The sequence below is a fragment of the Pannonibacter sp. CBAS1226 genome (assembly GCF_055685825.1).
Genome location: NZ_JBVOUO010000004.1, coordinates 326,763 through 353,243, shown reverse-complemented (window position 1 = coordinate 353,243; position 26,481 = coordinate 326,763). Strand labels below are relative to the sequence as shown.

Annotated in this window: 29 protein-coding genes and 1 tRNA gene; 12 read left to right on the top strand and 18 right to left on the bottom strand. The window is 63.8% G+C overall.

What is annotated here, in order from left to right; genetic code table 11:
- Positions 1–7: 7 nt before the first annotated feature.
- The 3 genes from AC0CMF_RS14270 to AC0CMF_RS14260 all read right to left on the bottom strand — a co-directional run bounded on the left by AC0CMF_RS14270 (position 8) and on the right by AC0CMF_RS14260 (position 2,222).
- On the bottom strand, positions 8–1,189 hold the full coding sequence (locus AC0CMF_RS14270; RefSeq protein WP_374629180.1) for an acyl-CoA dehydrogenase family protein: 1,182 nt from the start codon (positions 1,187–1,189) through the stop codon (positions 8–10).
- A complete protein-coding gene (locus AC0CMF_RS14265) occupies positions 1,189–1,437 on the bottom strand; it encodes an acyl carrier protein (protein WP_050474357.1) in 249 nt (82 codons plus the stop codon). Before AC0CMF_RS14265 ends, AC0CMF_RS14270 begins: the two co-directional genes overlap by 1 nt.
- A gap of 251 nt (positions 1,438–1,688) precedes the next feature.
- Positions 1,689–2,222 carry a cytochrome b gene (locus tag AC0CMF_RS14260; RefSeq protein WP_050474356.1) on the bottom strand — a complete coding sequence of 178 codons (534 nt, stop codon included), beginning with the start codon at positions 2,220–2,222 and terminating at the stop codon, positions 1,689–1,691.
- 266 nt (positions 2,223–2,488) lie between these two features.
- Between AC0CMF_RS14260 and AC0CMF_RS14255 the strand changes: the two genes are divergently transcribed.
- Complete coding sequence (locus AC0CMF_RS14255; RefSeq protein ID WP_374629181.1) at positions 2,489–3,361, top strand: RibD family protein; 873 nt, start codon at positions 2,489–2,491, stop codon at positions 3,359–3,361.
- On the opposite strand, the gene AC0CMF_RS14250 is transcribed toward AC0CMF_RS14255, so the two are convergent.
- The 12 genes from AC0CMF_RS14250 to AC0CMF_RS14195 form a co-directional block, all read right to left on the bottom strand.
- Positions 3,352–4,155: a class I SAM-dependent methyltransferase gene (locus tag AC0CMF_RS14250; RefSeq protein WP_374629182.1), complete on the bottom strand. Its 804-nt coding sequence runs from the start codon at positions 4,153–4,155 to the stop codon at positions 3,352–3,354. The genes AC0CMF_RS14255 and AC0CMF_RS14250 overlap by 10 nt on opposite strands.
- Before the next feature lie 20 nt (positions 4,156–4,175).
- Positions 4,176–5,261 (bottom strand): glycosyltransferase family 4 protein, encoded by a 1,086-nt coding sequence (locus AC0CMF_RS14245; protein WP_374629183.1) that lies wholly within the window; start codon positions 5,259–5,261, stop codon positions 4,176–4,178.
- Positions 5,258–5,659: a 6-pyruvoyl trahydropterin synthase family protein gene (locus AC0CMF_RS14240; RefSeq protein ID WP_374629184.1), complete on the bottom strand. Its 402-nt coding sequence runs from the start codon at positions 5,657–5,659 to the stop codon at positions 5,258–5,260. The genes AC0CMF_RS14245 and AC0CMF_RS14240 overlap by 4 nt, the downstream gene beginning before the upstream one ends.
- Positions 5,660–5,663: 4 nt before the next feature.
- Positions 5,664–6,674 (bottom strand): zinc-dependent alcohol dehydrogenase, encoded by a 1,011-nt coding sequence (locus AC0CMF_RS14235; RefSeq protein ID WP_374629185.1) that lies wholly within the window; start codon positions 6,672–6,674, stop codon positions 5,664–5,666.
- A 189-nt stretch (positions 6,675–6,863) separates the two neighbouring features.
- On the bottom strand, positions 6,864–7,331 hold the full coding sequence (gene ptsN / locus AC0CMF_RS14230; protein ID WP_050474443.1) for a PTS IIA-like nitrogen regulatory protein PtsN: 468 nt from the start codon (positions 7,329–7,331) through the stop codon (positions 6,864–6,866).
- 79 nt (positions 7,332–7,410) lie between these two features.
- Entirely contained in the window at positions 7,411–8,016 is a 606-nt protein-coding gene (gene hpf / locus AC0CMF_RS14225; protein WP_082206083.1) for a ribosome hibernation-promoting factor, HPF/YfiA family, read from the bottom strand.
- Positions 8,017–8,277: 261 nt separating this feature from the next.
- A complete protein-coding gene (gene rpoN, locus AC0CMF_RS14220; RefSeq protein WP_058898156.1) occupies positions 8,278–9,846 on the bottom strand; it encodes an RNA polymerase factor sigma-54 in 1,569 nt (522 codons plus the stop codon).
- A 72-nt stretch (positions 9,847–9,918) separates the two neighbouring features.
- Positions 9,919–10,701, bottom strand: a complete 783-nt coding sequence (gene lptB / locus AC0CMF_RS14215) for an LPS export ABC transporter ATP-binding protein (RefSeq protein ID WP_050474349.1) — start codon at positions 10,699–10,701, stop codon at positions 9,919–9,921.
- A gap of 96 nt (positions 10,702–10,797) precedes the next feature.
- Positions 10,798–11,343: a lipopolysaccharide transport periplasmic protein LptA gene (lptA, locus tag AC0CMF_RS14210; RefSeq protein ID WP_050474348.1), complete on the bottom strand. Its 546-nt coding sequence runs from the start codon at positions 11,341–11,343 to the stop codon at positions 10,798–10,800.
- Positions 11,340–11,999, bottom strand: a complete 660-nt coding sequence (gene lptC, locus AC0CMF_RS14205; RefSeq protein ID WP_050474347.1) for an LPS export ABC transporter periplasmic protein LptC — start codon at positions 11,997–11,999, stop codon at positions 11,340–11,342. Before lptC ends, lptA begins: the two co-directional genes overlap by 4 nt.
- A 254-nt stretch (positions 12,000–12,253) precedes the next feature.
- The gene (locus AC0CMF_RS14200; protein WP_055454382.1) at positions 12,254–12,874 is read right to left on the bottom strand and encodes a ribonuclease D; all 621 of its coding nucleotides are present in this window, start codon (positions 12,872–12,874) and stop codon (positions 12,254–12,256) included.
- 150 nt (positions 12,875–13,024) lie between these two features.
- Positions 13,025–13,110 (bottom strand) — tRNA-Leu (locus AC0CMF_RS14195).
- Positions 13,111–13,284: 174 nt separating this feature from the next.
- On the opposite strand from AC0CMF_RS14195, the gene AC0CMF_RS14190 reads away from it, so the two are divergent.
- Positions 13,285–14,259, top strand: coding sequence for a complex I NDUFA9 subunit family protein (locus AC0CMF_RS14190; protein ID WP_058898157.1), 975 nt, complete (start codon positions 13,285–13,287; stop codon positions 14,257–14,259).
- Between the two features lie 102 nt (positions 14,260–14,361).
- Here the strand turns inward: AC0CMF_RS14190 and AC0CMF_RS14185 are convergent, their stop codons facing one another.
- Entirely contained in the window at positions 14,362–14,610 is a 249-nt protein-coding gene (locus tag AC0CMF_RS14185; protein ID WP_058898158.1) for a YjiS-like domain-containing protein, read from the bottom strand.
- A 155-nt stretch (positions 14,611–14,765) separates the two neighbouring features.
- On the opposite strand from AC0CMF_RS14185, the gene AC0CMF_RS14180 reads away from it, so the two are divergent.
- Positions 14,766–15,770, top strand: coding sequence for a helix-turn-helix transcriptional regulator (locus AC0CMF_RS14180; RefSeq protein ID WP_040678141.1), 1,005 nt, complete (start codon positions 14,766–14,768; stop codon positions 15,768–15,770).
- A 104-nt stretch (positions 15,771–15,874) separates the two neighbouring features.
- Here AC0CMF_RS14180 and AC0CMF_RS14175 read toward each other — a convergent pair whose 3' ends face one another.
- Positions 15,875–16,168 carry a response regulator transcription factor gene (locus tag AC0CMF_RS14175; protein WP_019963598.1) on the bottom strand — a complete coding sequence of 98 codons (294 nt, stop codon included), beginning with the start codon at positions 16,166–16,168 and terminating at the stop codon, positions 15,875–15,877.
- A 161-nt stretch (positions 16,169–16,329) separates the two neighbouring features.
- On the opposite strand from AC0CMF_RS14175, the gene AC0CMF_RS14170 reads away from it, so the two are divergent.
- Entirely contained in the window at positions 16,330–17,766 is a 1,437-nt protein-coding gene (locus tag AC0CMF_RS14170; protein ID WP_123193437.1) for a helix-turn-helix domain-containing protein, read from the top strand.
- A gap of 279 nt (positions 17,767–18,045) precedes the next feature.
- Here the strand turns inward: AC0CMF_RS14170 and AC0CMF_RS14165 are convergent, their stop codons facing one another.
- Complete coding sequence (locus AC0CMF_RS14165; RefSeq protein WP_058898161.1) at positions 18,046–18,753, bottom strand: GntR family transcriptional regulator; 708 nt, start codon at positions 18,751–18,753, stop codon at positions 18,046–18,048.
- 104 nt (positions 18,754–18,857) lie between these two features.
- Here AC0CMF_RS14165 and uxaC point away from each other — a divergent pair, with 104 nt between their 5' ends.
- The 8 genes from uxaC to AC0CMF_RS14125 all read left to right on the top strand — a co-directional run bounded on the left by uxaC (position 18,858) and on the right by AC0CMF_RS14125 (position 26,475).
- On the top strand, positions 18,858–20,267 hold the full coding sequence (uxaC, locus tag AC0CMF_RS14160; RefSeq protein WP_123193436.1) for a glucuronate isomerase: 1,410 nt from the start codon (positions 18,858–18,860) through the stop codon (positions 20,265–20,267).
- Between the two features lie 30 nt (positions 20,268–20,297).
- Positions 20,298–21,278 (top strand): TRAP transporter substrate-binding protein, encoded by a 981-nt coding sequence (locus tag AC0CMF_RS14155; RefSeq protein ID WP_122519123.1) that lies wholly within the window; start codon positions 20,298–20,300, stop codon positions 21,276–21,278.
- 74 nt (positions 21,279–21,352) lie between these two features.
- Positions 21,353–21,865: a TRAP transporter small permease gene (locus tag AC0CMF_RS14150; protein WP_208977344.1), complete on the top strand. Its 513-nt coding sequence runs from the start codon at positions 21,353–21,355 to the stop codon at positions 21,863–21,865.
- A gap of 1 nt (position 21,866) precedes the next feature.
- Positions 21,867–23,147 (top strand): TRAP transporter large permease, encoded by a 1,281-nt coding sequence (locus AC0CMF_RS14145; protein WP_123193435.1) that lies wholly within the window; start codon positions 21,867–21,869, stop codon positions 23,145–23,147.
- Between the two features lie 13 nt (positions 23,148–23,160).
- Positions 23,161–23,475, top strand: a complete 315-nt coding sequence (locus AC0CMF_RS14140) for a cupin domain-containing protein (RefSeq protein WP_374629186.1) — start codon at positions 23,161–23,163, stop codon at positions 23,473–23,475.
- Positions 23,476–23,502: 27 nt separating this feature from the next.
- The gene (kduI, locus tag AC0CMF_RS14135) at positions 23,503–24,327 is read left to right on the top strand and encodes a 5-dehydro-4-deoxy-D-glucuronate isomerase (RefSeq protein ID WP_374629188.1); all 825 of its coding nucleotides are present in this window, start codon (positions 23,503–23,505) and stop codon (positions 24,325–24,327) included.
- Positions 24,324–25,064, top strand: a complete 741-nt coding sequence (gene kduD, locus AC0CMF_RS14130) for a 2-dehydro-3-deoxy-D-gluconate 5-dehydrogenase KduD (RefSeq protein ID WP_374629189.1) — start codon at positions 24,324–24,326, stop codon at positions 25,062–25,064. The genes kduI and kduD overlap by 4 nt, the downstream gene beginning before the upstream one ends.
- The gene (locus AC0CMF_RS14125) at positions 25,054–26,475 is read left to right on the top strand and encodes a mannitol dehydrogenase family protein (protein ID WP_374629190.1); all 1,422 of its coding nucleotides are present in this window, start codon (positions 25,054–25,056) and stop codon (positions 26,473–26,475) included. The genes kduD and AC0CMF_RS14125 overlap by 11 nt, the downstream gene beginning before the upstream one ends.
- Positions 26,476–26,481: the final 6 nt, after the last annotated feature.

Genomic DNA, 26,481 nt, shown 5'->3' with positions numbered 1-26,481 from the left:
GAATGTCTCAGCCGAGCAGGCTGGTGTCCTGCCGGTTCATCAGCAGAAGCGTGGAGGTATTGCCGAGAATGCGGTCGTTAGAAATCATCAGCTGCGCCGAATGCGCATCGCGCAGATGGCGGCCAAGGCTGTAGGGCGTGCCGTTCTTGTAGCCCATGATGCCGCAGACCAGCAGGCAGTGATTGATGATGTCGAGGATCGTCTGCGAGGAGGCGATCTTCACATTGTTCATGGAGACGGCAAAGCTGATGGAGGACAGCCGCGTCTCGTCTTCCCGCGCCGCCTCATACTGCTGCAGCGCCGCCAGAATGTTGGACTTCACCAGCTGCAGCAGGTTGGACGCCTCGGCCAGACGCAAGGCGCCGGGCGGCACGGTGCCGGGGCTCTTGCGCGCTGCCGCCTTCACGAAGGCCTGTGCCCGCGCAAAAGCATCGGCGGCAATGCCGAACCACACGCCGCTCCACAGAATGTGCGAATAGACCAGCATGGACTGGGCCGCGATCTCGGCAAAGGGCTTGGGCAGAATCTGGCAGGCCGGTGCCTCGCCCTTGAACAGAAACCCGTCGGAGCGGGTTCCGCGCATGCCCAGCGTGTCCCAGTGATGGGTCTTGTCGAGGCTGTACTGGCCCTTCAGAAACACGGTCATCACCTGATCGGACGGTGCGCTGTCGGCCCTTGCCCGCGAGGTGACGAGGATGGCATCCGCTGCCTCCGCATAGGAAATGACGGTCGCGTCCTTCTCAAGCCGGCAGATCCCGTCCGCCACCTCGACGGCGCAGATGGAGTTGCGCAGGTTGCCGCCAATGCCGCCTTCGGTGGTGGCGGAGGCGAGCAGAAGCTGTTCGGCCGCGATCCGGCGCATGAAGCCTTCGTGCCACGCATCCCCCTGCCCGTGCGCCACAAGGCTCGACACCTTGATCTGATGCATGGCGAAAATCATGCCCGCCGCGGCACAGGCCTGACCGAGGACGGAGCAGACTTCCGCCAGCTCCGCCGTGGAGGCGCCTTCGCCGCCGAGGGCCACGGGGATCTGCAAGCCAAGCAGACGCTCGGCCCGCATGGCATCCAGCGCCTCCTGCGGGAAGCGGCCGGAGGCATCCACATCATCCGCATGAGCGCCAGCCACAGCCGCAGCGCGCCTTGCACGCTCCGCCAGGGCAAGGGCACGAACCGGCCGCAACTCGTTCATCACGCCACCTGTCCGGCTGTCAGCGAGGCAACGGCCGCAGAAATCGCCGCGATCGAGGCAAAGGTCTTGCGGTTCAGCAGCGTCTCGGGAAACTCGACATCGAAGGCATCTTCCAGCCCCAGCATCAGCTGCACGGAAGCAAAGGACGACAGGCCCGCTTCGTAAAGGTCATCCTCATCGCGCAGCGTATCGACGGGCACAGGCAATCCGCCATGCCGGGAAATCAGGTCACGGATCGTAGCAGTCATGAATTATCAACCCCAAACAACGCCAGCCCTACCCTCTCGCACCGGGCCAGTGATGGAACTTGGCGGCGAGGATAGGCAATCGCAGGGATCATGGCACGCGCAAAGATACAATACAGTTAAATCAAGACTGCAATTCGTCCGTTTTCATTAACCTGCGATAAACTTACTCTGCGTGCTTAGGTCTTTTCCCTTAGGAAACCGCCAAAGCAGTATGCCCGCATGAGGCTTTCGAGCAGAACAGCAGCCTTGCCTCATCCCAGCATCCGGCGCAGCGTATCATCCCGCAGCACGAAATGATGATGCAGCGCCGCTCCGATATGCAGGAAGATGAGCGCGGTGAAGGCCAGCCCCAGCGCCATATGCAGGCGGAAGAGACTGGCCGCCAGTTCCCGGTCCTGCCCCGTCAGCGGCGGCAGGGTGAAGAGGCCGAAAACCTCAATCGCCGCGCCAAAGGCCGAGGTCGCCACCCATCCGACCAGCGGATTGAGCAGCAGAAAGCCATAGAGCAAGCCATGGACGATGCCCGCCGCCCGGCGCTGCCAGACAGGCATGGCATCAGGCAAAGGCTGCGGCGGATGGCGCAGCCGCCAGAAGAGGCGCGCCAGCGTCAGCACCATCAGCACGACGCCGACCGAGCGGTGAAAGTCGAACAGGCTGTTCTGCAGGCTGCCGGGACCGACACGGATCATGACAAACCCGGCCGGCACCATGGCGAGCACAAGCCCCGCCGTTACCCAGTGAAACAGGCGGGCACCGCCACCATACCGGAACGTATCCCTGCTCATCACAGCCTCTCCCTGCTGCCTTTGCGTCACACAGGATCGCATGCGGGACGCCGAAGGCAAGGCCTGTCACGATTACGTGAGCCCTGCATCGGAACGCCTCCGCCATGCGTAGTGTCGACAAAGGCAAGGTAAACCCTATTTACCTCTGCTAAAACTGGTTCGGGGGCGAACTTCGGGACAGCGTGTGCCAGAGCGGCGCTTGAGTATTTCAGGGCAGAATGCCGCAGCAGCACTGGCCCTGAAACCAGAGGGTGGAGAGGCGCAAGGTGAGGTCAACACGGATGCCAGCGGCCCTGACGGCAGGCCAAACGACGCAGACGGCGACGCAAGCGGCGACGCTTCGGCCTCAGCGTGATCCTGCTCTCCGCCTGACCGCCTTTGCCGATGACGAGGATTGGCGTGCCGTGCTGGCCGCCGCCCGCGCGCCCGGAAAGCCCCTGCCGCAACGGTGGGACAGCCTCTTTGGTCCGCTGATCCACCTGAGACCGGATGAAACCCGCGTGGTTGGCCAGCTTGGCCAGTCCCTCGACGGGCGTATCGCCACGGTCAGCGGTCATTCCAAATATATCAACGGCTCCGGCTGCCTGTCGCATCTGCACCGGCTGCGCGCGGTCTGCGATGTGGTGGTGGTTGGCGCCGGAACGGCCATTGCCGATGATCCGCAGCTGAATGTGCGCCTTGTGGAAGGGCCGAACCCGGCCCGGGCCATCATCGATCCCAATGGTCGCGTGCCGCGCGGCCTGCGCCTGTTCGAGGATGACGGCGTGCGCCGTCTCGTCATCACGGCGGCAGAGACGCAAGGAGACTGGCCCGAAGGGGTGGAGGTGCTGCGGCTGGAGCGCCTTGCCTGTGGCGGGCTCTGCCCCTCGGCCATCGTGCGGGCACTGGCAAAGGCGGGCCTGCGCCGTATCCTCATCGAAGGCGGCAGCCAGACGATTTCCCGCTTCATCACCGCCCGCAGCCTCGACCGGCTGCACCTGCTCATCGCACCGATGATCATCGGCGCGGGGAAGATGGGGCTGGAGCTCTCGCCGATCCAGACCCTGCAGGAGGCTCTGCGCCCGCGCATGACGCCGCATCAGGCCGGTGACGAGGTGCTGCTCGACTGCGACCTGCGGTCCTGCCCGGTTTATTCCTGAGGCAAGGCAGCGATGTCGAGATGCCCGACCTGAAGGGTTGAGCGGCCGGCGGCAATCTCCGCCAGCCGGAAGGCAAGCCAGCCCGCAATGCCCGCAGCATCGACACCCATCTCGCCGGCGGCATCCGCCCAGCCACGCACAAGCGCTTCCTGAAAGGCACCATGCTCCGGCCCGGCCTGCCAGTCGGATGTGCCCTGTACCACCCGGTAGCCAGCTCTCTTGAAAGCACGCGCAGCATAAGGCGCAGCATCCGGGCCCAGCGCCGGGCCAAAGCCCTTGTCCGTCTGCTGATGCGCATTCATCGCAAGACGCACGGTTTCATCCAGCGGATGGGGCGGGAAACACACGGCACGGCCATCATAGGTGAGACTGGCGAAAAAAGGCTTGCCCGCAGCGCTGACCGCAGCGGCAAGAGCATCGGCAAATCCGGCCGTGACCAGATCCAGAAAGGCCGAGGTCGTCACCCCATCCGTTGCAGTCAGATCAAGGCCTCCAAAACCTGCGGCAAGATCGGTTTCCCGGTACTCGATGGCAACTCCCGCCAGCCCCGAAAGCCGTGCTCTGGCCTGTGCCAGCAGGGCCGGATCATGATCGGTCAGCAGCCATCGCTGTCCCTCGCCCAGCCTGGGCGCAAGCGCGGCCACGGTTGCGCCAGTGCCGCTGGCCAGATCCGTCAGATGCGGCAGCCGCCCCTCAGGCAGGGCGTCAAGAAACACCCCTTCCACAGCGGCGTTGCGCGCCGCCTCATCCAGGGGGGAGCGCAATGCCAGCCATTCAGCTGAAAATCCCGCCATCCGTCTTTCCTTTCTCCTGATCAGGCCGGGATGCGGATCGCAGCAGCGTCGAGCGCAGCCGAGAACTGGCGCGCGGCCTCTGTCCAGTCCGGCATGCGGTCAGCTGCTTCGCGCGCTTCTCCCGCCAATTGCCGGCGCAAGGCGCTGTCCGCCATCAGCCTGCGCAGTGCTGAACGCAAACCTTCTACGCTGCCGGGCGGCACATAGATCCCGCCGCCACCGGACAGGCTGCGCTCCACCGCAGGGCCGCCACTGCCGATGACCGGCAGCCCGCGGGCCAGCGCCTCAGTGAAGGCCATGCCGAAGCCCTCATAATGGCTGGCGAGCACGAAGAGGTCTGCCGCTGCATAGGCGGCCTCCAGCACGGTGCTGGACAGTGCGCCGTGCAGGGTGATCCGCCGCTCCAGCCCATGCGCCGTGATCTGCCGCACCAGCGCAGCGTGACAGGCTTCGTCCAGAAAGCCGCCCGCCACGTCCAGCTGCCAGTCAAATTCCGTCAGGCCCGCCAGCGCCTCCACCAGCACATCATGCCCCTTGCGCGGCACGATGGAGCCAACCGACAGGAGACGCAGGCCCGGTCCGCCACTGCCCGGCGCCTGCGGCGCCCGGTCCGTACCCGGCTCCACCACATGCAGATGCGCAGACGGCACGGCAAAAAGCTCACGCACCCGTGCCGCCGTCGCATGGCTGGTGACGATCACCTCATGGGCATGGCGCAAGGCCTCGCGTTCGGCCGCCTCAAGCTGACCGGCGAGTTGCGGGTCCAGACCGTTTTCGAGGCACAGCGGATGATGCAGCAGGCAGACGAGCGTGATGCGGGGTGCCAGCCGCGCCGCAACAGCCCCCAGCACCGCATAGGCGAGACCATCCACCACCAGCAGCGTGTCGTCCGGCAGCGCCTCAAGCGCCGTTTCAGCTTTCCGCAGCACCTCCGGCTCCGGACAGGGAAACCCCTCCCCCAGTTCCAGAAACTCCACGTCCCGGCCAAGCTCCCTCAGCCCGGCAATGATGCGCCGGTCATAGCCGTAACCGCCGGTCGGCGTGTCGAGGCGGCCGGGAAAGGCAAAGACAATGGGGACTTTGGGAGCAGAGGCCTCACGTGTCATGCCACAGGCGCCTCATACCAGGCGCGGGCCACATGCGACTCGGAGATGGTCACCCGGATCGCATGGATTTCGCTGCCCGGACGGCCCAGCCGGTTGTCCCTTGCGGCCTGAGCCAGATGGTCATGCACATGCTTGGTCAGGAACTCGGTTGTCGTGTTGATCCCGGCGAACTCCGGCACCTCATCGAGGTTGCGGTAGTTCAGCGGTGACAGCACTTCCTTCAGCACCTCATGGGCCCGGCCGATATCGATGACAACGCCATTGGCATCAAGGCTGTCGGCCAGAAAGGCGGCATCGACCACAAAGGTCGCCCCATGCAGCGCCTGCGCCGGGCCGAACAGCTCGCCCTTGAAGGAGTGGGCAATCATCACGTGGTCGCGAACTTCAACGGCAAACATTCACTCACTCCGGTTGGTCATAAACAACAAGCGGCGCCAGAGCCGAACGGTCGTGCAACAGCACATGCGGCAGGCGCCCGGGCAGGCTGGCAAAGGAAAGGACGGGGTGCAGCAGCGCATCGAGCCGGTCATCTGCCAGCAGCGCCAGCGCCGTCTCCAGCCTGCGGCGGAAGGTCCAGCGGTTGCGGCGCTGCGCCGGGATGCGCCCGACCTGCGTTGATTTCAGCACCAGACGGCGGCTGTGAAAATCCGCCCCCAGCGGCACGGATACCGGCTTTGCCCCATACCAGCTCAGCTCCAGCACGGTGGCTTCATCCCCGGCGCAGGTGAGCGCGGTCGCAAGCCCCTCGGGCGAGGCACTGGCGTGGATGACGAGATCCTGATCCCTTAGCGCCTCAGAGGGCAAGGCAAAGCCAGCCCCAAAGGACGCAGCAATCTCCGCACGGGAGGGATCGATGTCCACAAGCGTCACGCGGGTGCCGGGAATGCCGGCGGCCAGAAACACGCAGAGCAGTCCCAGAACGCCGCCGCCCACCACGCAGATGTGGTCACCGGGGGCGGGCGCACCGTCCCACAGGGCGTTGAGCGCGGTTTCCATATTGGCCGCCAGAACGGCCCGCTCCGCCGGAATGCCCCCCGGCACCGGCACCAGCATCTCCAGCGGCGCATCGAACAGATCCTGATGGGGATGCAGGCAGAAGACGGTCTGGCCAAGCAGTTCCGGCGGACCAGCCTCGACGCGGCCTACGGCGGCATAGCCATATTTGACCGGATAAGGAAAATCGCCCTCCTGCAGTGGCGCGCGCATGCGCTGCCATTCAGCTTCCGGCACCAGCCCGTTCAGCACCAGCCGCTCCGTCCCCCGGCTGACACCGCTTGCCAGTGTGCGCAACCGTGCGCGGCCAGGTTCCAGAAGAGCAAGCTGCTCTCGGCGCAGCTCGCAGGTACCATTAGCCACATACCAGAGCGCCGTGGCTGCCCGCTGCCCGTTCCCGGCGTTCTCATCAGCTGTCATTGCTGCCTGTCCTGCAGTTGGCATGTCTTGCTTCTCATACGCAGGGTCGCACAGACTGGAGCAGTTCGCACAGGTCCTGAGGGCGCAAAATATAGATCATACAAAAACACCCCGCCTGGGATCCCAGGCAGGGTGTTTGAAAACTCTTCGGTGCTTGAGCGGGAGGTGCCCGCCCAAAGTGCCCGCCGGTCAGGCCGCGTTCGAGGACGACTGCGGCTGGGTCAGAAGCACAAAGGCCGCTTCCGCGTCGATGGCCGTGCGCAGGCCGCTCGCAATCTTGGTGTCGCGCAACTGGCGGGCGATCCGGGCCAATGCCTTGAGATGGTCCGCACCTGCCCCTTCCGGGGCCAGCAGCAGGAAGATGAGATCGACCGGCTGGTCATCCAGCGCATCGAAGTCGACCGGCTTCTCCATCCTTGCGAAGACTCCGACCAGCTTGTCGAGTTTCACCAGCTTGCCATGGGGAATGGCCACGCCATGCCCAACGCCGGTGGACCCAAGCCGCTCACGCTGCAGCAGCGTGTCGAAGATTTCGCGTTCAGACAGGCCCGTCAGTTCCGCGGCCTTGGTGGCCAGCTCCTGAATAGCCTGCTTCTTGCTGCTCGCCTTCAACCCGACGACAACCGCTTCCTGAGATATCAGATCGCTCAGATCCATCATTCTTTTCCGTTTGGTCCTCAAAAACGCTCCCGGCAGGTTGCCCCGCCGGGAGTGCAGAACTTGAGGACAAGATGGCCTAGTTGGCCGCTTGCTGTCCAATCAAGGCTGGGTCAATCCAGCCGATATTGCCGTCCGGGCGCCGGTAAACGACGTTCACCCCGCCATTCGCGGCGCTCTTGAAGACGACGACCGGAGCTTCGGACAGATCCAGCTCCATGACCGCCATGCCGACGGTGAGGGTCTTGATCCGGGCCGAGGTCTCGGCAATGACCAGCGGATTGAAATCCGCCGGAACTTCCTCATCCTCCTCCGGCGAAGCCAGCACGTAGGACGGGGCTTCGTAGAACTCACGCGCACCATTGGCGCTGTTATGCGCCTTCAGTTTGCGCTTGTAGCGGCGAAGCCGCTTCTCAATCCTGTCCGCAGCGCGGTCGAAGCTCGCGCGCGGATCATGGTCCTCTCCGGACACCTGCAACACGATCCCCGTGTCGAGATGCAGCGAGCATTCCGTCTTGAAGCCCGCGCCTTCGCGCGTCAGCGTGACGTGCCCGTTAAAACCGCCGTCGAAATACTTCGACAAAGCGTCGGCGATCCGGTCGTTGACATGGACGCGCATTGCATCGCCAACATCAACGTTCTTACCCGAAATCCGCAGTGTCATGGGGACCTCTTCTTGTTTCATGGACCGTTTCCTGCCGGCGGGAGCCGGCTCACGGAGCTTTCGCCCCGGACGGAACAGCATGACCCAAACGGCACTTCGGCGCCACACCCCTGACATTGCTTTCGCGGGCGGTGCTATAGGCGGCACTGCCCATAAAGTCAATTGGCGGCTCTGACAGCCTCAGTGGCCGGGCGGATCAAACCTCCCGTCCAAAACATATAGGATCACAATTTGGCTTTGTGAGCACCTACTGGACGAGAGTCCGATTAATTTTTGCTGTCTTCAGGACAAGCCCTTCTTTTCCCTGCGTCTTTGCACGGAAGAGCCGAGGTGCATGGCCTCGCGGTATTTGGCCACAGTGCGACGGGCGATGTCCACGCCGTCGTCCTTGAGGCGCTTCACGATCGTGTCGTCGGAAAGTATATCGTCCGGCGATTCGGCATCGATCATCTGCTTGATGCGATGGCGCACCGCCTCCGCCGAATGGGCATCGCCCCCTTCCGTCGCCGAGATGGCGGAAGAGAAGAAATACTTCAGCTCGAAGATGCCGCGCGGCGTTGCCATGTACTTGTTTGAGGTGACACGGCTGATCGTGGATTCATGCATGCCGATGGCATCGGCAATGGTCTTGAGGTTCAGCGGCCGCAGGTGCTCGATGCCATAGGTCAGGAAGCCATCCTGCTGGCGCACGATCTCCGTCGCCACTTTCAGGATGGTCTTGGCCCGCTGGTCGAGGCTCTTCACCAGCCAGTTCGCTGTCTGCAGGCAATCGGTCAGATAGCTGCGCTCGGTCTCGTTGCGAGCCGTGCGGGTGATGGAGGCGAAATAGGTCTGGTTGACCAGCACGCGCGGCAGTGTCTCGGTGTTCAGTTCCACCGTCCAGCCGCCGTCAGAGGCAGGGCGCACCAGCACGTCCGGCACCATCGGCTGCACGATGGACGAGCCATAGGCGCGGCCAGGCCTCGGGTCCAGCGCCTTGATCTCGGCGATCATGTCGGCAAGGTCTTCCTCATCCACGCCGCAGATGCGGCGCAGCGCCGGATAGTCATGGCGCGCCAGCAGCTCGATGTGAGCGATCATGGCTTCCATCGCCGGGTCGAAGCGGTTGCGCTCCTTCAGCTGGAGGGCCAGGCACTCGGCCAGCGAACGGGCAAAGACGCCGGAGGGCTCAAACCCCTGCATCACGGCAAGAACGGCCTCGATGCGGGCCGCAGGAATGCCGAGCTGCGCAGCGGCTTCCTCCAGATCGAGCTGCAGATAGCCGTTTTCATCGAGGCTGTTGATCAGGTGCTGGCCGATGATCTTGTCCACCGCATCGGCAAAGGCCAGATGCATCTGGTCCATCAGCACCTGAATGAGGGATTCTTCCTCCGCCACGAAGGCTTCGAGATTATAGTCCTCGGAGGAGGCCGAGCTGCTCGCCCGGTGGCTGTCGATGCCCAGAAGCGAAGCCGGTTCCGGCGCCGCGGAGACGCCGGGCTCATCGGGAAATACGTTGCCGAGGTCGGTGTCCATCTGCGACGCGATGCTCTCGGCCTGCGGCTCAAGGTCGCTCTTCAGCCACTCGGAGGGGGCACCATCGCTGCTGCTGAACTCGCCGCCGCCGGCCTCGAAATCATCCCCGCCGGATGCATCGGAGGCGCCATCGTGGTCACCGCCCTGCCCGTCGGCCGCCCCAGTGCCGTCGCCACTTTCCGTGCGCTCCAGCAAGGGGTTACGCTCCAGTTCCGCCTCCACATAGGCAACCAGATCGAGATTGGACATTTGCAGCAGCTTGATCGCCTGCATGAGCTGCGGCGTCATGATCAGCGACTGGCTTTGCCGCATCTCAAGCTTGGTCGAGATTGCCATGGGCGGGGGGCGTTTCCTATCCTGGTGCTTTTTGGTCCGTTTCTTGCTTATAACCTAGCACCACCGCCCTGTTCAAAGCGTAAATTGCTCTCCGAGGTAAAGACGGCGCACATCCGGGTCCGCCACGATGTCATGCGGGGCCCCTTCCGTCAGCACTTCGCCCGACGCGATGATATAGGCGCGGTCGATGAGGCCAAGCGTTTCGCGGACATTATGGTCGGTGATCAGCACGCCGATGCCGCGCTGGGTGAGATGGCGCACCAGCTGCTGAATGTCGCCCACGGCGATGGGATCGATACCGGCAAAAGGCTCGTCCAGCAGCATGAAGGACGGGCGGGTTGCCAGCGCGCGGGCAATTTCCACGCGGCGGCGCTCGCCCCCCGACAGGGCGATGGAGGGCGACTTGCGCAGATGGGTGAGGCCGAATTCGGCCAGAAGCTCGTCGAGATCCGCTTCGCGCTGGCGCTTGTCCGGTTCCACCACTTCCAGCACCGCGCGGATGTTGTCTTCCACGTTGAGGCCCCGGAAGATCGAGGCCTCCTGCGGCAGGTAACCGATGCCGAGGCGGGCGCGGCGGTACATGGGCAGGCTGGTGATATCGAAGCCGGACAGGGTAATCTGTCCCTGATCCGGGCGGATGAGACCCGTGATCATGTAGAAGGTGGTCGTCTTGCCCGCCCCGTTCGGCCCCAGCAGCCCGACGGACTCGCCCGGGTTGACGGTCAGCGAGACGTATTTGACCACCTGGCGCTTGCGGTAGCTTTTGCCGATGCCTTCGACCGTCAATGCGCCGCCGGCATAGGCTTCGTCGGATACAGGACCGGCGGCGTCACGGCCGGAGAAGGGGAAAGGCAACCATTTCACGCGGGAAGCATCCTGACGGTAAGAGACAGCTCTTGCACACACCCTGGGCCAGCCGGCCGCCGCTCTCCCTTGCGGCGGAAGCCAGGCTCAGTTTCCGGCGGGCGGAGTGTTGTTCAGGCTGTTGGGCTGAATGAGGACCTTCACACGACCCGACTTGGGCGCTTCAAGATCCGCCTGACCGGTGGTGAGATTGACCGTCAGCTTGTTGCCGACAACCACATTCGGCCCCTGGCTGAGCACGACCTCGCGGCCGGTCATTACCATCATGTTTGTGGCCATGTCGAAGTTGGCTTCATCGCCCGTTGCCGTCTGGTCTTTCGAGGTGATGAAGACACGGCCGGAAGCCTCGAGGCGCGAGATATCCTGCTGGGCGCCCTGGGTGGCCGAGCCATCGTAGAACACCTTCAGGCGCTGGGTCTTCAGCGTGGTCTCCCCCTGCACCACGACCACGTCGCCGGTGAAGGTTGCCACCTTGGAGTTGTCCTCGACCTGAAGCTCCCTGGCCTCGATCTGAATAGGCTTGTCATTGTCCTGACCGAAGCCCTGGAACGCGTTGTTGAAGGTCTGGGCGGAGGCCCCGACGGGTACAATCGCCAGTGCGGCGAGGGTCAGCAAAGTCCTGATACCCTTCATTGCGGGTTCTCCGTTTTGTTGGCGCCGGGTCGCAGCACCATCTTGATACCATCAGTGAAACGGGCAATGCCATTTTCCTGATCATATGTGAAGCCATTGGCCTGAATATCACCGCCGTCCGACTGCACCTGCATCGCCCGGTCGGTCACGACCGCGCCCGTCTTCATGTCCACATCAACGCGCTGGAACTCGATGGCATATTTGCCGCTCCAGTTGATCCTGACGTTCTCGAACAGCTTCAGCGTCTCGGCGCTGCTGTCATAGGTGCCCTTGTCGGACGTGATCTGTGCTTTTTCTTCCGGATTGGAGACGATCTCGGCCGTGATCATTTCCAGGTCGATGATGCGCGGATTGGTCAGGCGCTGGATGGCCCGCTCGGCCAGAACCCGGTAGGTGCGCTCACCATCATTCCCCGACAGTTCCGGCCGGTCCATGACCAGCCCCTCGGAAGTCAGCGTCACATTGCCAATGCCGAGGCTGTTGAGGAGATTGAAGACGAAGATCAGCCCGCCCATGCCCAGCAGCACGACCAGCCCGAGCACAGGCAGCAGGATGCGAAGCGCACGCACACGGCCTGAATGACGGCGTGCATTTGCACGGGCCTTGTTGACCCGCCCGCCTGTCACATTCCCGGAGCGCTGTGTCGTCTGATCCATCTTCTCTCCCGGCTCACAGCCGCGTCACACCGTCATGCGAACCCCGCCTGCAAGGGACCGGCCCCATTCACCTGGCGCAGACTTGCGCCGGATTCATGGCCGCACCCACAGGCTCACCGCACCGTGATCGCGCATCTGCACGCCATGCGGGAATTGCGTCACTCTGCCTTCCAAACATGCATCCGCATATGGGGTATGCGACGAACGTTAAAAAGATGCAACGCAAGGACAATCAAGCAGCCGGAAGCGCCTGTTCAGCTATGTGCAAAAATATCCTGTTCTTCCCAGCCAAGCAGATCAAGCCTTGCACGGGTGGGCAGGAACTCAAAACAGGCCTGCGCAAAACCGGTGCGCTCTTCACGCTCCAGCATCATCTGCAGCTGGGCGCGCAGCGCATGAAGGTGCAGCACGTCGGAAGCCGCATAGGCAAGCTGCGCATCCGTCAGCGTTTCAGCCGCCCAGTCCGAGCTCTGCTGCTGCTTCGACAGGTCCACACCCACCAGCTCACGGGTGATGTCCTTCAGGCCGTGCCGGTCCGTGTAGGTGCGCACCAGCTTGGAAGCAATCTTGGTGCACCAGACCGGCGACACGGTGATGCCGAGATACTGGTAGAGTACCGCCAGATCGAAGCGGGCGAAGTGGAAAATCTTCACCTTGGCCGGATCGGTGAAGAGGCGGGCGAGATTCGGCGCCGATTTCTGGCCCCGGGCGATCTGCACCACATCCGCCGTGCCATCGCCGGGCGACAGCTGCACCACGCAGAGCCGGTCGCGGTGCGGGTTGAGACCCAGGGTTTCCGTGTCCACAGCCACGGCCTCCACACCCTCGTAGTGGGACAGATCGGGCAGGTCGTGCTTATGGTAACGGATGGTCATCGGCGGAAATCCTGAAGTTGCGTCGGGTTCTTTCAGCACATTCCCCGGCACCGGGCAAGATCCGGCGCAGTCATGAAGGAGGCCTGAAAGCGAAAAAGGCCCGCTTTCGCGGACCTTTTCGGTCTGGACCTTGGTAGTGATCCAGAAATTTGGTGCCCAGGAGAGGACTCGAACCTCCACGCCTTGTGAGCGCTAGTACCTGAAACTAGTGCGTCTACCAATTCCGCCACCTGGGCTGTGAGGAGGGCTTTTAGGGGTGCTCTGAGGGCTTGTCAATCGTCCTTTTGAGAGAAAAATGCATTTGCACACATGCCGCCTTCACAGGCGGGGAGCAAAGGGCTAAGAACCCAAGGTGCGCCGCCATCCGGGCGGCCCATTGCTTCAAGTGACGCGACAAGGAGCCGGCCGCTATGCATTCGGCGCTCAATGGAAAACTCGTTACCGTCTTCGGTGCTTCCGGCTTTCTCGGCCGCCATGTGGTGCTTGCACTGGCACGCCGCGGCTACCGGATTCGCGCGGCTGTGCGCCGTCCGGATCTGGCCGAGCACCTGCAGCCGCTGGGCGGCGTTGGCCAGATCATGCCGGTTCAGGCGAACCTGCGTTACCGCTGGTCTGTGGACCGCGCCGTCGAGGGGGCGGATGCGGTCGTCAATCTGGTGGGGATTCTCTATCAGTCCGGCCGCCAGAGCTTTGATGCCGTGCAGGGCTTCGGACCGCGCGCCATTGCGGAAGCCGCCCGCGCTGCAGGCCTGAACGGCATCGTCCACGTCTCGGCCATTGGCGCTGACGCGGCCTCTCCCGCCGCCTATGCCCGCACAAAGGCCGCCGGCGAGGCTGGTGTCCTGGAGACGCTGCCGGACAGCGTCATCCTGCGCCCGTCCATCGTGTTCGGCCCGGAAGATGATTTCTTCAACCGCTTCGCCGCCATGGCGCGCATGTCCCCGATCCTGCCGCTCGTCGGCGGCGGGGTCACGAAGTTCCAGCCGGTCTACGTCGGTGATGTTGCCGCCGCGGTTGCCAAGGCTGTGGACGGCGGCTGCAAGCCAGGCACCGTCTACGAACTGGGCGGCCCGGAAGTGAAGAGCTTCAAGGAATGCCTTGAGCTGATGCTGGAGATCACCCGCCGCAAGCGCCTGCTGCTGCCGCTGCCCTTTGGTGCGGCCGAAATGCAGGCCCGGGTGCTGCAGCTGCTGCCCAAGCCGCTGCTGACGGTGGACCAGGTGAAGATGCTGCGTGTGGACAACGTGGTTTCGGCAGCTGCCGAAGCCGAAGGCCGCACTCTGGCAGGCCTCGGCATCAATCCGTCCTCGCTCGCCGCCATTCTGCCGTCCTACCTGACCCGCTTCCGCGAGCACGGTCAGTATGATGCCCACCGCGTGGCCTGAAGGGCCACGCAGAGAAAGGGTTTCTGGGTGGCCTGAAGGGCCACGCAAAAAGGACTTTCGGGGCCTGAAAGGCCACGGAACACGGTTGAATTTGCAGGGGCGTCATTTGGCGCCCCTGTTCTTTTGGGTGCTCGCCCCCTTTTTCCGCCTCGGCTCCAGCCAGTGGCCCGATGGCGTCAGCCCGACGTCCTTGAGCAGCCGCTCGTCCAGATGCGCGATGTTGCGGCGGCGTATGCGGCGCAGGCGCTCCTCATGGAGCCAGTCTCTGAACTGTGCCAGAATGCCCGCCAGATACGGCAGGAACCCTGATGCTGCGGATGCCTTGCGGTCTGAAGTTTCGTTTCCATGCATCGTCCTGTCTCCTCTCACGCGCCCGCTCAAGTCCCTTCTTGCCGGGCCAGTGAAAGCAAGGATGCCAGCCCAAACCTGACAGCTGCGAGTCAGGTTTGATCCTGTTATGTTCTCATTCTGATTCTTTTTTGTTACCTGAAAACCGGCAGGCCGACATGAACCCGATCGAACGTGCCCTTGGCATCCTGCTGCTGCTTGGCAGCGGCAAGCTGGTGACGGCCACCGCCCTGTCGGAGCGGTTCCAGGTGTCGCTGCGCACCATATACCGGGATGTGGACCGGCTCATTGCGCTTGGCGTGCCGGTGGAGGCAGAGCGCGGGGCGGAGGGCGGTTACCGCCTTGCCAAGGGCTATATCCAGCCGCCCGTCGCCCTGACGCGCCGCGAGACGGCGGCGCTGCTGATCGTGCTGTCGGTGGCGCGCGGCCTGCGCACCACGCCGCTGGCGGCTGATCTTGAAACGGCGGAGCGCAAGCTCATCGCTTCCCTGCCCCGCCCGGCGCAGGAGCTGCTGACAAACGGCGAGCGGATCGTCGGGGTCGAGCCGCTGCCGCCGGACATTTTCCATGATTCGCCCTCGATCGAGCCCAATGCAGGCTGGCAGGAAGCGCTGGACCGGTTCATGGAAGGGCTGCTGGAAGGCCGCCGCGTGCGCTTCGAGCATCATAACCCCAGCCGGACGGAACCGCGCGCCCATGAGGTGGAGCCGCTGGGCGTCATCTTCGACCGGGATCTTTGGTATCTGGCAGGCCGCTCCGTCGAGGCGGATGACCTCAGGATCTACCGGGCCGACCGCATCTTCAACATGGAGGTCAGCGGCCTGCGCTTCCGTCCGCCGAAGGAGTTTTCGGTGCAAGCCCTGCTGAATGGTGCCTGGCTGTCCCGCGCCATGCGGCGCTGGCAGTCGGAAGACCCGTCCGGCATCATTCTGGTGAGTGATGAGCAGGCCCGCACGCTGGCACGGGACTGGTACTACCGGCATGCGGTATTTTCACCGGCGGGAAACGGCAAGGTGCGAATCACCCTGACGGACACAACGCAGGCCCGGCTGTTCCCGCTGCTGCGCTGGCTGGGCCCGGGCGCCGAGCTCATCGAGCCCAGCGCCCTCCGGCCTCTCTTCGCGGCGGAACTCGCCGCGATGTCCGCGGCCCATCAGGGATGAGCGGCGGCTTCCTCCCAGAAGCTGTTTGCCTGGTGGGCTTTAGCCAAGGCCCAGGGATGCTGTTACATCCGGCCTTGGCGAGGCTCAGGCGCCGCACGGGCTTGTCAGCAGCCGCCCTCGGCGCGAATCAGCATTGCCACCGCGTGAATGCGGTTCTTGGCGCGCATGCGGCGCACGGCGGCGGCGATGTGGGTCTTCACGGTGGCGACGCTGATGTCGAGGCGGTGCGCGATCTGCTTGTTGATCAGACCGTCGGCCAGCATGCGCATCACGTCCTTCTGGCGCTCGGTGAGCAGGGCAACCCGCTCCTGCGATACCGTCAGCCCGGCAACAGGCTTCGGCATCACCGGATGCAGTTCGACCGGATGGTGCCAGCTCTCCACGACTTGATCCAGCATGTGCGCTCCCTTTCGTTGCAGGCCCGTCCGGCGGCGCCTCCCGGGCAACCACCTCCTCCCGGGCCTGTGTGATGCAAGGACCATAGCCATTTGGCGGGCCTTCTGCGATATGCAAAAGTGTGTCATGTTAAACTGTAAAATCTTCGCAATTTGAGAAACCGATGGCCAGAAAGCTTTTTGCCGGACATGTGCTGCGCAAGCTGCGCGAACGGGCAGGTCTCACGCAGGTGGCCTTTGCCAGCCGGCTGGATCTGTCGCCCTCCTATGTGAACCAGCTGGAGAGCAACATCCGTCCGGTCTCCGCCTCGGTGCTGATCGCCGTCAGCCGTGAGTTCGGTGCCGACCTCGCCAGTTTCGAGGCGAGCGATCTTGACCGGCTGGTGGCCGACCTTGGCGAGGCGCTGGCGGACACCCGCTTTCATGACGGCAGCGTCGGGTTGCAGGACCTGAAGAGCGTCGCCACCCACACGCCGGACTTCGCCCGCGCCTTTCTGGATCTCTACGGCACCCTCAGGCGCATGAGTGAGCAGCAGGCCTCGCTGGACGATGCCATTGACGCCCATGGGGAGACCAGCGGCCGCGCCCCGCGCATGACCCCGCCCTATGATCAGGTGCGCGACCATTTCCACTATATCGACAACTATGTCGATGCGCTGGATGTGAGCGCCGAGGAGCTGGCCAGCAAACTGAGCCTAGCCTGGACGCCGGACCGGTTCGGCCGGCTCAGTGCCTGGCTGCGGGACACCCACGGCGTGCGGGTGGACGTCACCGAACGGCAGGCGGCAGATGGCGCCATCGTCGCCTTTGATGCCCGCGCCCGGCTCGTGACGCTGGACCGGGGCCTGCCGCGCCCGGCCATGGAATTCCAGCTGGGCTGTATCGTTGCGGATCTGACGGCGGAGAAGCTCATTTCCAGTCATGTGGAAAAGGCCGGTTTCTCCACGCTGGCGGCACGGGAGATCTGCCGCCTTGCCTTGCGCAACTATTTCGCGGGCGCCCTGCTGCTGCCTTACGGCGCCTTCCTGTCCCTCGCCAAATCCTACCGGCATGACCTCGACCGGCTGATGGTGACGACGGGGGCAAGCCTTGAGCAGATCTGCCACCGGCTCTCCAGCCTGCAGCGAACGGGGGAAAAGGGTGTGCCCTTCTATTTCCTGAAGGTGGACCGGGCAGGCAATGTCATCAAACGGCACAGCGCCACCCGCTTCCAGTTCGCCCGCTACGGCGGCTCCTGCCCCGTGTGGAACGTACATGAGGCCTTTGAGCTGAACGAGGGCCGCGTCTCGGCGCAGGTGGGCGAGATGCCGGACGGCACGCAGTATCTCTGCCTGGCCCGCAGCATTTCCAAGCCCGCCACCCGGTTCGGCGAGCGCGAGCGGCGCTATGCCCTCGGCCTTGGCTGCGAGCTGAAATATGCGGACATGCTGGTCTATGGCGATGAACTGGGCCTGACGGACCGGGTGAACCCGGCCCGCATCGGCATCAACTGCCGCATCTGCCCCCGCGCCAGCTGCCCGGAACGGGCCTTCCCCGCCCTCGACAAGGAAATCCAGGTGGAACGCGACTCCCGCGGCATCGTGCCGTTTTCATTGCGGTGACTGAAACAGAAGCACAGCGGCCAGAGTTGCCACAATCCCCTCCTCCGGCACTGAGTCACCCCGGCCAAGCGGAGCGCGAGCCGGGGTCTACTCGTTTGCAGAGAGCTTCCGTTGTCTCAAGCCGCAGTGCAGAGCGAACTTAAGTTAGCCCCTGCGCCGCGCTTCAGTTTCACCGCTCTGGAAGCGAGTGGCCCCCGGATCTCCGCTCCGCTGCGTCCGGGGCGGCGCCGAGTCTGTGGCGGGGCAATCCCGTCTCATCCCCCCTGAAACCGCTTCCCCTCACGCCTCTCCCGTCTCATGGGCGAAGTACTTCATGTGGCCGGCGCGGATGCGTTCCAGTTGCTGGCGGATGCGGGCAAGGTGGCTGCGCATCTGGGCAACCGCCGCATCGGCGTCGCGCTGGCGGATGGCCTCCAGCACCCGGCAATGATCGTCAAAGGCATCCTGCGAGGCGAAAGCCAGCGATAGGAACCGCACCCGGTCCATATGCGCCTTGTTCTCGCGGATCATTTCCCAGGCATGGGCGTGACCGGAGCGTTCGCAGATCTCCTTGTGGAAGAGATCGTCCAGCGCATGAAAATCCAGCGGCCGCTGGCCTGTGACGGCTTCGCGCTGCTGCTCGATGATATCCACCAGCGCCTGATGATCTGCCTCCGTCAGCTGGGCACAGGCCACGCGCACGGTTTCCGCCTCGATGGCGGTGCGGATGAACTGCGCCTGAAACACGGCACGCTCGGAAATCACCGACACGGATGTGGCCCGCTGCGGCCGGATGTGCAGGAAGCCGAGCTTGGACAGACGGTAGAAGGCATCGCGCACCGGCTGGCGCGAAACACCCATGGCCCTGGCCACGTCGATCTCCGAAATCTTGGCGCCGGGCGGCAGTTCCAGCGACAGGATCTGCCGGTGGAGCTGCTCGAAAACCGCATCGGCGACGAGCGGCCGCCCGACAGGTTCCAGCGCTTGCAGGTGTAGCGAATCCGGCATTTTTTCCTCCCATTGACTCCTTTTGGATACTAGCATATTAGCTGAAATACGCGAAGAAAAGAGCCGTTCTCCGGCTTAAGTCATCACTCGGGAGGAGAGCAAGCGTGGCGCTGCTGGATTCTGACAGATTGTTCCCCGTTGAACCCGGCGTTCGCAGCATTGCGCGCGGCCTTTACGAAGGCGTGAAGGATCTGCCGATCATCAGCCCGCATGGTCATACGGACCCGCGCTGGTTTGCAGAAAACAATCCCTTCCCGGACCCGGCCCAGCTCTTCGTCACCCCGGATCACTACGTCTTCCGCATGCTCTGCTCGCAGGGCATCAAGCTGGAGAGCCTCGGCGTGCCGCGCGCCGACGGCGGCTGGACGGAGACCGATGGCCGCAAGATCTGGCGCATCTTTGCCTCCAATTATCACCTGTTCCGTGCCACTCCGTCGCGCATGTGGCTGGATCACGCTTTCCAGGACGTGTTCGGCGTGACCAAGCGCCTGTCTGCGGAAACCGCAGACGAGACCTATGATCACATCGCCGATTGCCTGCAGCGTCCCGAGTTCCGCCCCCGCGCCCTGTTCGAGCGCTTCGGCATCGAGGTGATCGCCACCACGGAAGGCGCCCTGGACGATCTGAAGTGGCACCGCATGATCCGCGAAAGCGGCTGGAAGGGGCGTGTCGTCACCGCCTACCGCCCGGATCAGGCTGTTGACCCGGAATATGCCGGCTTCACCGAGACCGTCGAGAAGCTGGGCGAATTGTGCGGCACCGATGCCACCACGTGGTCCGGCTATCTGGAAGCGCACCGCATCCGCCGCGCCTATTTCAAGGAGCAGGGCGGCGCCACCTCGAGTGATCATGGCCATGCCACGGCCCGCACCGAGAATCTGAGCGAAGCTGAGGCGGCTCATCTTTTCGACAAGGCGCTGCGCGGCGCATGCACTGCGGAGGAGGCAGATGCATTCCGCGGCCAGATGCTGACCGAGATGGCCCGCATGAGCATTGACGACGGCCTCGTCATGCAGATCCACTGCGGCAGCTCGCGCAACCATTCCGGCCCGGTGCTGAGCACCTTCGGCCGCGACAAGGGCTTCGATATCCCGAGCCGCACCGACTATGTGCGCTCGCTCAAGCCGCTGCTCGATGCAGTCGGCATGCGCGACGATGTGTCGATCATCGCCTTCACGCTCGATGAAACCACCTACTCGCGCGAGCTTGCACCGCTCGCCGGCGTTTACCCGGCACTGAAGCTGGGGCCCGCCTGGTGGTTCTTCGACAGCCCGGAAGGGATGATGCGCTACCGTCAGCAGGTTACGGAAACTGCGGGCTTCTATAACACCGTCGGCTTCAACGACGACACCCGTGCTTTCTGTTCCATCCCCGCCCGCCACGATGTGGCCCGGCGCGTGGATTGCGCTTACCTCGCCCATCTGGTCGCCACAGGGCGGCTGGACCAGGACGAGGCGGGTGAGGTTGCCTATGACCTCACCTACAGGCTTGCCAAGCAAGCCTACCGGCTCTGAGGAGGGCCGTTCACTTGGGAGGAGAACCAAATGACATTCATGAAGATTGCGAAAGCCACACTGCTGGCAAGTGTAATGATGACCGGGGCTGCAACGGCCTGCGAGGTAACGCTCCGGTCATCTGATACCCATCCGGACGGCTATCCGACCGTCGAGGCCGTCAAGGCCATGGGCAAGATGCTCGAGGAGCGCACCGGCGGCAAACTCTGCATCGAAGTGTTCCACTCGGCTCAGCTCGGCCAGGAGAAGGACACCATCGAGCAGACGAAGTTCGGCGTCATCGACATGAACCGCGTCTCGATGGGCCCCTTCAACAACCTCGTTGAAGAAACCAAGGTTGTCTCGCTGCCCTATATCTTCCGTTCGGTCGATCACATGCACAAGGTGATGGATGGCCCGATCGGCGAGGAAATCCTGACCGCCTTTGAACCGCATGGCTATGTCGGCCTCGCCTTCTACGACGGCGGTTCGCGCAGCTTCTACAATGCCAAGAAGCCGATCGAAACCATCGACGACCTGAAGGGCATGAAGGTCCGCGTCATGCAGTCGGACATCTTCGTCGACATGATGTCCGCCCTCGGCGCCAATGCCACCCCGATGCCCTATGGCGAGGTCTATTCCTCGATCCAGACCGGCGTCATCGACGGGGCAGAGAACAACTGGCCGTCCTATGAATCCTCCGGCCACTTCGAGGTCGCCGGCTACTACACGCTGGATGAGCATCTGATCGTTCCGGAAGTGCTGGTGATGTCCAAGGCATCCTGGGACAAGCTCAGCGCCGAAGACCAGGCCGCCGTCCGCCAGGCCGCCAAGGACTCCGTGCCGATGATGCGCGAGATGTGGCAGGCCCGTGAAAAGGCATCTGAGGACAAGGTGCGCGCTGCCGGTGCCACGGTCGTCACGGACATCGACAAGCAGCCCTTCATCGACGCGATGAAGCCGGTCTACGAGAAGCACGTGACGTCCGACAAGCTGAAGGATCTCGTTGCCCGCATTCAGGCAACCGAGTGATGTGAAGCCCAAACCCGTGCCGCGCCCTGCGGCACGGGCCTTCTTTTGCGTGGAGACGTCAGGTGCAGGACACCATGAAATCAATCGCGCAGGCTTTGGGCCTCATCGCTCGCCTGGCTCTCTGGCTGGCTGGCGCCGGTCTCGTCCTGATGACCGCCATCATTTCGGCTCAGGTTTTTTTCCGCTACGTTCTGAACGACAGCCTCATCTGGAGTGAACCGCTCGCGGTCATTCTCATGGGCTGGTTCATCTTCTTCGGCGCGGCAGTCGGCATCCGGGAAGGCTATCACCTCAGCTTCGACGTGCTGCTCTACGTCATTCCGGTGAAAGCCAAACTGGTTCTCTACACCGTGTCGGATTCCCTCGTCGCCCTCTTCGGGGCAGGCATGTTCTGGTACGGGCTGCAGCTTGCCCTGTCTGCCTGGAACGTGAAGCTGCCGTCCATCGGCATCTCCGGTGCCTATGATTTCGCCCCGCTGATCGGCGGCGGAATTCTCGTCTTCCTGTTCTCGCTGGAGCGCATCGCCCGCCGGGCCGCAGGCCTGCCAACCGCCCGCTTCGGCGAAACCGACATGCAGGAGGCCTGAGATGGAACTCTGGATTCTGTTCGGCTCTTTTGCCGTTCTGCTGCTCATCGGCACGCCGGTGGCCTTCTGCCTCGGCATTTCCTCGCTGATGACGGTGCTCTATCTCGGCATGCCGCCGGTCATCGTGTTTCAGCGGCTGAATTCGGGTGTCTCCGTCTTCGCGCTGATGGCAATCCCCTTCTTCATCTTCGCCGGCGAACTGATGGTGCGCGGTGACATCGCCCGCCGTCTCGTGGCTCTTGCGGGAGCGGCTGTCGGGCATCTTCGCGGCGGCCTTGGCCAGGTGAACATCACCGCCTCCGTCATGTTCGGCGGCATCTCCGGCTCCGCAGCGGCAGATGCTTCGGCCATCGGCGGGCTGATGATCCCGCAGATGAAGGAGCGCGGCTACGGCGTCGACTATGCGGTCAATGTCACGGTGGTCTCTTCAATCATCGCCCTGATGATCCCGCCCTCGCACAACATGATCATCTATTCGATCTCGGCAGGCGGGCGTATCTCCATCGCCGATCTGTTCACGGCAGGCATCATCCCCGGCTTCCTTCTGGCACTCAGCCTGATGATGGCGGCCTGGTGGGTGGCACGCAGCCGTGGCTATCCCACCGAAGCCTTCCCCGGCTGGCAGGCGCTTGGCTGGCTCTTCGCCAATGCCATTCCCGGCCTGCTGCTCATCGGCATCATCTTCTTCGGCGTGCGCTCGGGCGTCTTCACCGCCTCCGAAAGCTCGTGCATTGCCGCCGTCTATGCCCTTGTGGTGACGGTGCTGGCCTACCGGACCATGACCTGGGAGAATTTCACCGCCTCCACTTTCGCGGCGGTGCGCACCACGGCCATGGTGCTGTTGGTCATCGGCTGCGCGGCCTCCTTCGGCTGGCTGATGGCCTTCCTGAAGGTGCCGGCGGAAATGGTCGCATTGCTGCGCGGTATCTCCGACAATCCCATCATCATCCTGCTGCTGATCAACGTCGCCCTGCTGTTCCTCGGCACGTTCATGGACATGTCGCCGCTGATCGTCATCACCACGCCGATCTTCCTCCCGGTGGCCACCGCCTTTGGTGTCGATCCGGTGCATTTCGGCGTGATCCTGATCCTCAACCTCGGCATCGGCCTGTGCACCCCGCCCGTGGGCGCCGTGCTCTTCGTCGGCTGTGCCGTGGGGCGGATCTCCGTCTGGGATGCCATCAAGACCATCTGGCCCTTCTACGGGGCGGCCATGGCCGTGCTGATGCTGGTCACCTATGTGCCGGCATTCTCGCTCTGGCTCCCTTCACTCTTCCATTGAGGCTGACTGTCCCATGCTGAAGACCTATCCCGCTGTCCCTGCAGATCCTGGCGTCACCCGCCAGGTTCTGTCCGAAAGCCCGGAACTCATGGTCGTTGCCTTCCGCTTCGGCCATGAGGGGGCCGAGGGCAAGCTGCACAACCACCCGCACATCCAGTCCACTTATGTGGAAAGCGGCCGCTTTCTGTTTCAGGTGGACGGCAAGGAGACCGAGGTGGGACCGGGCGACAGTTTCGTCATCCCCTCCATGGCCGTCCATGGCTGCCGCTGCCTTGAGCCCGGCACCCTGATCGACACCTTCACGCCCCGCCGTGACGATTTTCTCTGAGTTTGAAGTTAAGGAAGGACCCGTTCCATGCTGACCGTCGAAACCCGCCACGCCATCGATCCGCAGACCGCAAAGCGGATGGACACGGAAGAGCTGCGCAAGCATTTCCACATGGGCAACCTGTTTGCTGCCGGAGAGATCCGCCTTGTCTACACCCACTATGACCGCATGATCGTCGGCGCCGCCGTGCCCTCGGGCGCGCCGCTGATGCTGGATCAGGTCAAGGAATGCGGCACCGCCAGCATCCTCGACCGCCGCGAGATGGCCGTCGTCAATGTCGGCGCCAGCGGCAAGGTCTCTGCAGCAGGCGAAACCTACGCCATGGAACGCGGCGACGTGCTCTATCTGCCGCTGGGCTCCGGCAAGGTGACCTTCGAAGGCGAAGGCCGCTTCTACATTCTCTCCGCGCCCGCACACGCTGCCTATCCGGCACGCCTGATCCGCATCGGCGAAGCCGAAAAGGTCAAGCTCGGCTCGGCCGAGACCTCCAACGACCGCACCATCTACCAGTTCGTGCATCCGGCGGTGATGACCTCCTGCCAGCTCGTCGTCGGCTACACCCAGCTGCACAACGGCTCTGTCTGGAACACCATGCCCGCCCACGTGCATGACCGCCGCATGGAAGCCTACCTCTACTTCGACATGAAGCCGGAGCAGCGCGTGTTCCACTTCATGGGCGAGCCGCAGGAGACCCGCCATCTGGTGATGAAGAACGAGGATGCGGTGGTCTCCCCGCCCTGGTCCATCCACTGCGGCGCAGGCACCGGCAGCTACACCTTCATCTGGGCCATGGCCGGTGACAACGTCGACTACAAGGACGTGGAAATGGTCGCCATGGAGGATCTGCGGTGAACCCCTTCTCGCTTGAGGGCAAGACCGCCCTTGTGACCGGTGCCAATACAGGCATCGGTCAGGCCATCGCCATGGCGCTTGGCCGCGCCGGGGCGGACGTCATCTGCGCGGGACGCTCGTCCTGTGCGGAGACCGTTGGCCTCATCGCTGGCAGCAAGGGCAAGGCGCGCGAACTGGTGCTCGACTTCGCCGACCCGATGGCCGCCCGTGACGTGTTCGCCGCCGAACCGGTGGACATTCTCGTCAACAACGCGGGCATCATCCGGCGCGCCGATGCAGTGGATTTCACCGAGGCCGACTGGGATGAGGTGATGGACGTGAACCTGAAGGCCGTGTTCTTCACCTGCCAGGCCTTCGGCAAGGCCGTTCTTGGCCGTGGAGGAAACGGCAAGATCGTCAACATTGCCTCGCTCCTGTCATTCCAGGGTGGTATCCGGGTGCCGTCCTACACGGCCTCGAAGCATGGTGTTGCAGGCATCACCAAGCTTCTGGCCAACGAATGGGCGGCGAAGGGCATCAATGTGAATGCCATCGCCCCCGGTTACATCGAAACGAACAATACCGAAGCACTGCGGGCGGACCCGGTGCGCAACAAGGCCATCCTTGAGCGTATCCCTGCCGGCCGCTGGGGCCAGGCCTCGGACATCGGCGAAGCCGCCGTGTTCCTTGCCTCTCCGGCTGCCAATTACATCCATGGTACAGTGCTGAATGTTGACGGAGGCTGGCTTGCCCGCTGATCTGGAAATCGAACGTGTCGTGAATGCCAAGGTGGGCATCGTCCACCTGGGGCTTGGTGCCTTCTACCGCGCCCATGGTGCCATTTTCATCGAGGAAGCCGTTGCCCGCTCCGGCGGCAACTGGGCCATCACCGGCGTTTCGCTGCAGAGCCCGACGACGCGCGACCGCATGGCACCGCGCAATTTCGAATACACCGCCGTGGAGCTGGGCCCCGATGGGGAAACCCGCCGCGACGTGCGCATCATCCGTGATGTGCTGGTGGCCCCGGAAAGCCCGGACGCCGTGCTTGCCGCCATGGCCAGCCCCGATGTGAAGATCGTCACCCTGACGGTCACCGAAAAGGGCTATTGCCACGAGCCGAGCACCGGCCGCCTGAACCAGTCCCATCCGGACATCCAGAAGGATCTGGCGAACGCCCTGCCCGTCTCCGCGCCGGGCTATCTGGTGCGTGCCCTGCAGCGCCGCTTTGCCGCCGGTCTTGCGCCCTTCACCGTCATGACCTGCGATAACCTGCCCCACAACGGCAAGGTGGTGCGCGGCGTCGTGCTGGATCTCGCCCGCCTCATCGACCCGGCCCTTGCGGACTGGATCGAGCGCGAAGGCCGCTTCCCCTCCACCATGGTGGACCGCATCGTCCCGGCGACCAAACCGGAAGACATCGAGCGCCTGTCCGCTGTCACTGGCCGCAATGAAGACGGCCTCGTGGTGCATGAGCCGTTCCGCCAGTGGGTGGTCGAGGATGACTTCGTGGCCGGCGAGCGCCCGGACCTCGGCGCCGTTGGCGTCGAGCTGGTGTCCGATGTGGCCGTGTACGAGCACATGAAGCTGCGCATGCTCAACGGCGCGCATTCCTCGCTCGCCTATCTCGGTTACCTCTCGGGCCACAAGACGATCGCCGACACCATGGCCGACGAGGCTCTGGCCGGTTTCGTCACCCGCCTGTGGAGCGAGGAGATCATCCCCGCGCTCACCCCGCCGCCGGGCGTGGATCTCGCCGGCTATGCGGCAGCCCTCAAGGCACGTTTTGCCAACGCCGGCATCCGCCACCTCACCTGGCAGATCGCCATGGACGGCAGCCAGAAACTGCCGCAGCGCATTCTCTCCACCCTGGGCGAGAACCTGAAGGCCGGCCGCAACAGCCCGCGCCTGATGCTCGCCGTGGCTGCGTGGATGCGCTATGTGGGTGGTGTGGACGAGACGGGTGCGCCGATCGAGGTGAAGGACCCGCTGGCCGCACGCCTGCGTGAACTCTTCGACAGCGCCGCAACGGCGGAAGGCAAGGCGGCCGCCCTTCTGGGTGTGCGCGAGATCTTTGATCCCGCCCTTGCCAGCCAGCTGCAGGCCCCGGTGGCGGAGGCCCTTGGCCTGCTGCTGAGCCAGGGTGCCCGCAAGACCTTGCAGTCCCTGTAACCGAGG

What these genes read in the sequence shown, in the direction of transcription:
- AC0CMF_RS14270 (WP_374629180.1), bottom strand. Translation starts at nt 1,189, where the DNA reads ATGAACGAGTTGCGGCCGGTTCGTGCCCTTGCCCTGGCGGAGCGTGCA.
- AC0CMF_RS14265 (WP_050474357.1), bottom strand. Translation starts at nt 1,437, where the DNA reads ATGACTGCTACGATCCGTGACCTGATTTCCCGGCATGGCGGATTGCCT.
- AC0CMF_RS14260 (WP_050474356.1), bottom strand. Translation starts at nt 2,222, where the DNA reads ATGAGCAGGGATACGTTCCGGTATGGTGGCGGTGCCCGCCTGTTTCAC.
- AC0CMF_RS14250 (WP_374629182.1), bottom strand. Translation starts at nt 4,155, where the DNA reads ATGGCGGGATTTTCAGCTGAATGGCTGGCATTGCGCTCCCCCCTGGAT.
- AC0CMF_RS14245 (WP_374629183.1), bottom strand. Translation starts at nt 5,261, where the DNA reads ATGACACGTGAGGCCTCTGCTCCCAAAGTCCCCATTGTCTTTGCCTTT.
- AC0CMF_RS14240 (WP_374629184.1), bottom strand. Translation starts at nt 5,659, where the DNA reads ATGTTTGCCGTTGAAGTTCGCGACCACGTGATGATTGCCCACTCCTTC.
- AC0CMF_RS14235 (WP_374629185.1), bottom strand. Translation starts at nt 6,674, where the DNA reads ATGACAGCTGATGAGAACGCCGGGAACGGGCAGCGGGCAGCCACGGCG.
- ptsN (WP_050474443.1), bottom strand. Translation starts at nt 7,331, where the DNA reads ATGGATCTGAGCGATCTGATATCTCAGGAAGCGGTTGTCGTCGGGTTG.
- hpf (WP_082206083.1), bottom strand. Translation starts at nt 8,016, where the DNA reads ATGAAACAAGAAGAGGTCCCCATGACACTGCGGATTTCGGGTAAGAAC.
- rpoN (WP_058898156.1), bottom strand. Translation starts at nt 9,846, where the DNA reads ATGGCAATCTCGACCAAGCTTGAGATGCGGCAAAGCCAGTCGCTGATC.
- lptA (WP_050474348.1), bottom strand. Translation starts at nt 11,343, where the DNA reads ATGAAGGGTATCAGGACTTTGCTGACCCTCGCCGCACTGGCGATTGTA.
- lptC (WP_050474347.1), bottom strand. Translation starts at nt 11,999, where the DNA reads ATGGATCAGACGACACAGCGCTCCGGGAATGTGACAGGCGGGCGGGTC.
- AC0CMF_RS14200 (WP_055454382.1), bottom strand. Translation starts at nt 12,874, where the DNA reads ATGACCATCCGTTACCATAAGCACGACCTGCCCGATCTGTCCCACTAC.
- AC0CMF_RS14190 (WP_058898157.1), top strand. Translation starts at nt 13,285, where the DNA reads ATGCATTCGGCGCTCAATGGAAAACTCGTTACCGTCTTCGGTGCTTCC.
- AC0CMF_RS14185 (WP_058898158.1), bottom strand. Translation starts at nt 14,610, where the DNA reads ATGCATGGAAACGAAACTTCAGACCGCAAGGCATCCGCAGCATCAGGG.
- AC0CMF_RS14180 (WP_040678141.1), top strand. Translation starts at nt 14,766, where the DNA reads ATGAACCCGATCGAACGTGCCCTTGGCATCCTGCTGCTGCTTGGCAGC.
- AC0CMF_RS14175 (WP_019963598.1), bottom strand. Translation starts at nt 16,168, where the DNA reads ATGCTGGATCAAGTCGTGGAGAGCTGGCACCATCCGGTCGAACTGCAT.
- AC0CMF_RS14170 (WP_123193437.1), top strand. Translation starts at nt 16,330, where the DNA reads ATGGCCAGAAAGCTTTTTGCCGGACATGTGCTGCGCAAGCTGCGCGAA.
- AC0CMF_RS14165 (WP_058898161.1), bottom strand. Translation starts at nt 18,753, where the DNA reads ATGCCGGATTCGCTACACCTGCAAGCGCTGGAACCTGTCGGGCGGCCG.
- AC0CMF_RS14155 (WP_122519123.1), top strand. Translation starts at nt 20,298, where the DNA reads ATGACATTCATGAAGATTGCGAAAGCCACACTGCTGGCAAGTGTAATG.
- AC0CMF_RS14150 (WP_208977344.1), top strand. Translation starts at nt 21,353, where the DNA reads ATGAAATCAATCGCGCAGGCTTTGGGCCTCATCGCTCGCCTGGCTCTC.
- AC0CMF_RS14145 (WP_123193435.1), top strand. Translation starts at nt 21,867, where the DNA reads ATGGAACTCTGGATTCTGTTCGGCTCTTTTGCCGTTCTGCTGCTCATC.
- AC0CMF_RS14140 (WP_374629186.1), top strand. Translation starts at nt 23,161, where the DNA reads ATGCTGAAGACCTATCCCGCTGTCCCTGCAGATCCTGGCGTCACCCGC.
- kduI (WP_374629188.1), top strand. Translation starts at nt 23,503, where the DNA reads ATGCTGACCGTCGAAACCCGCCACGCCATCGATCCGCAGACCGCAAAG.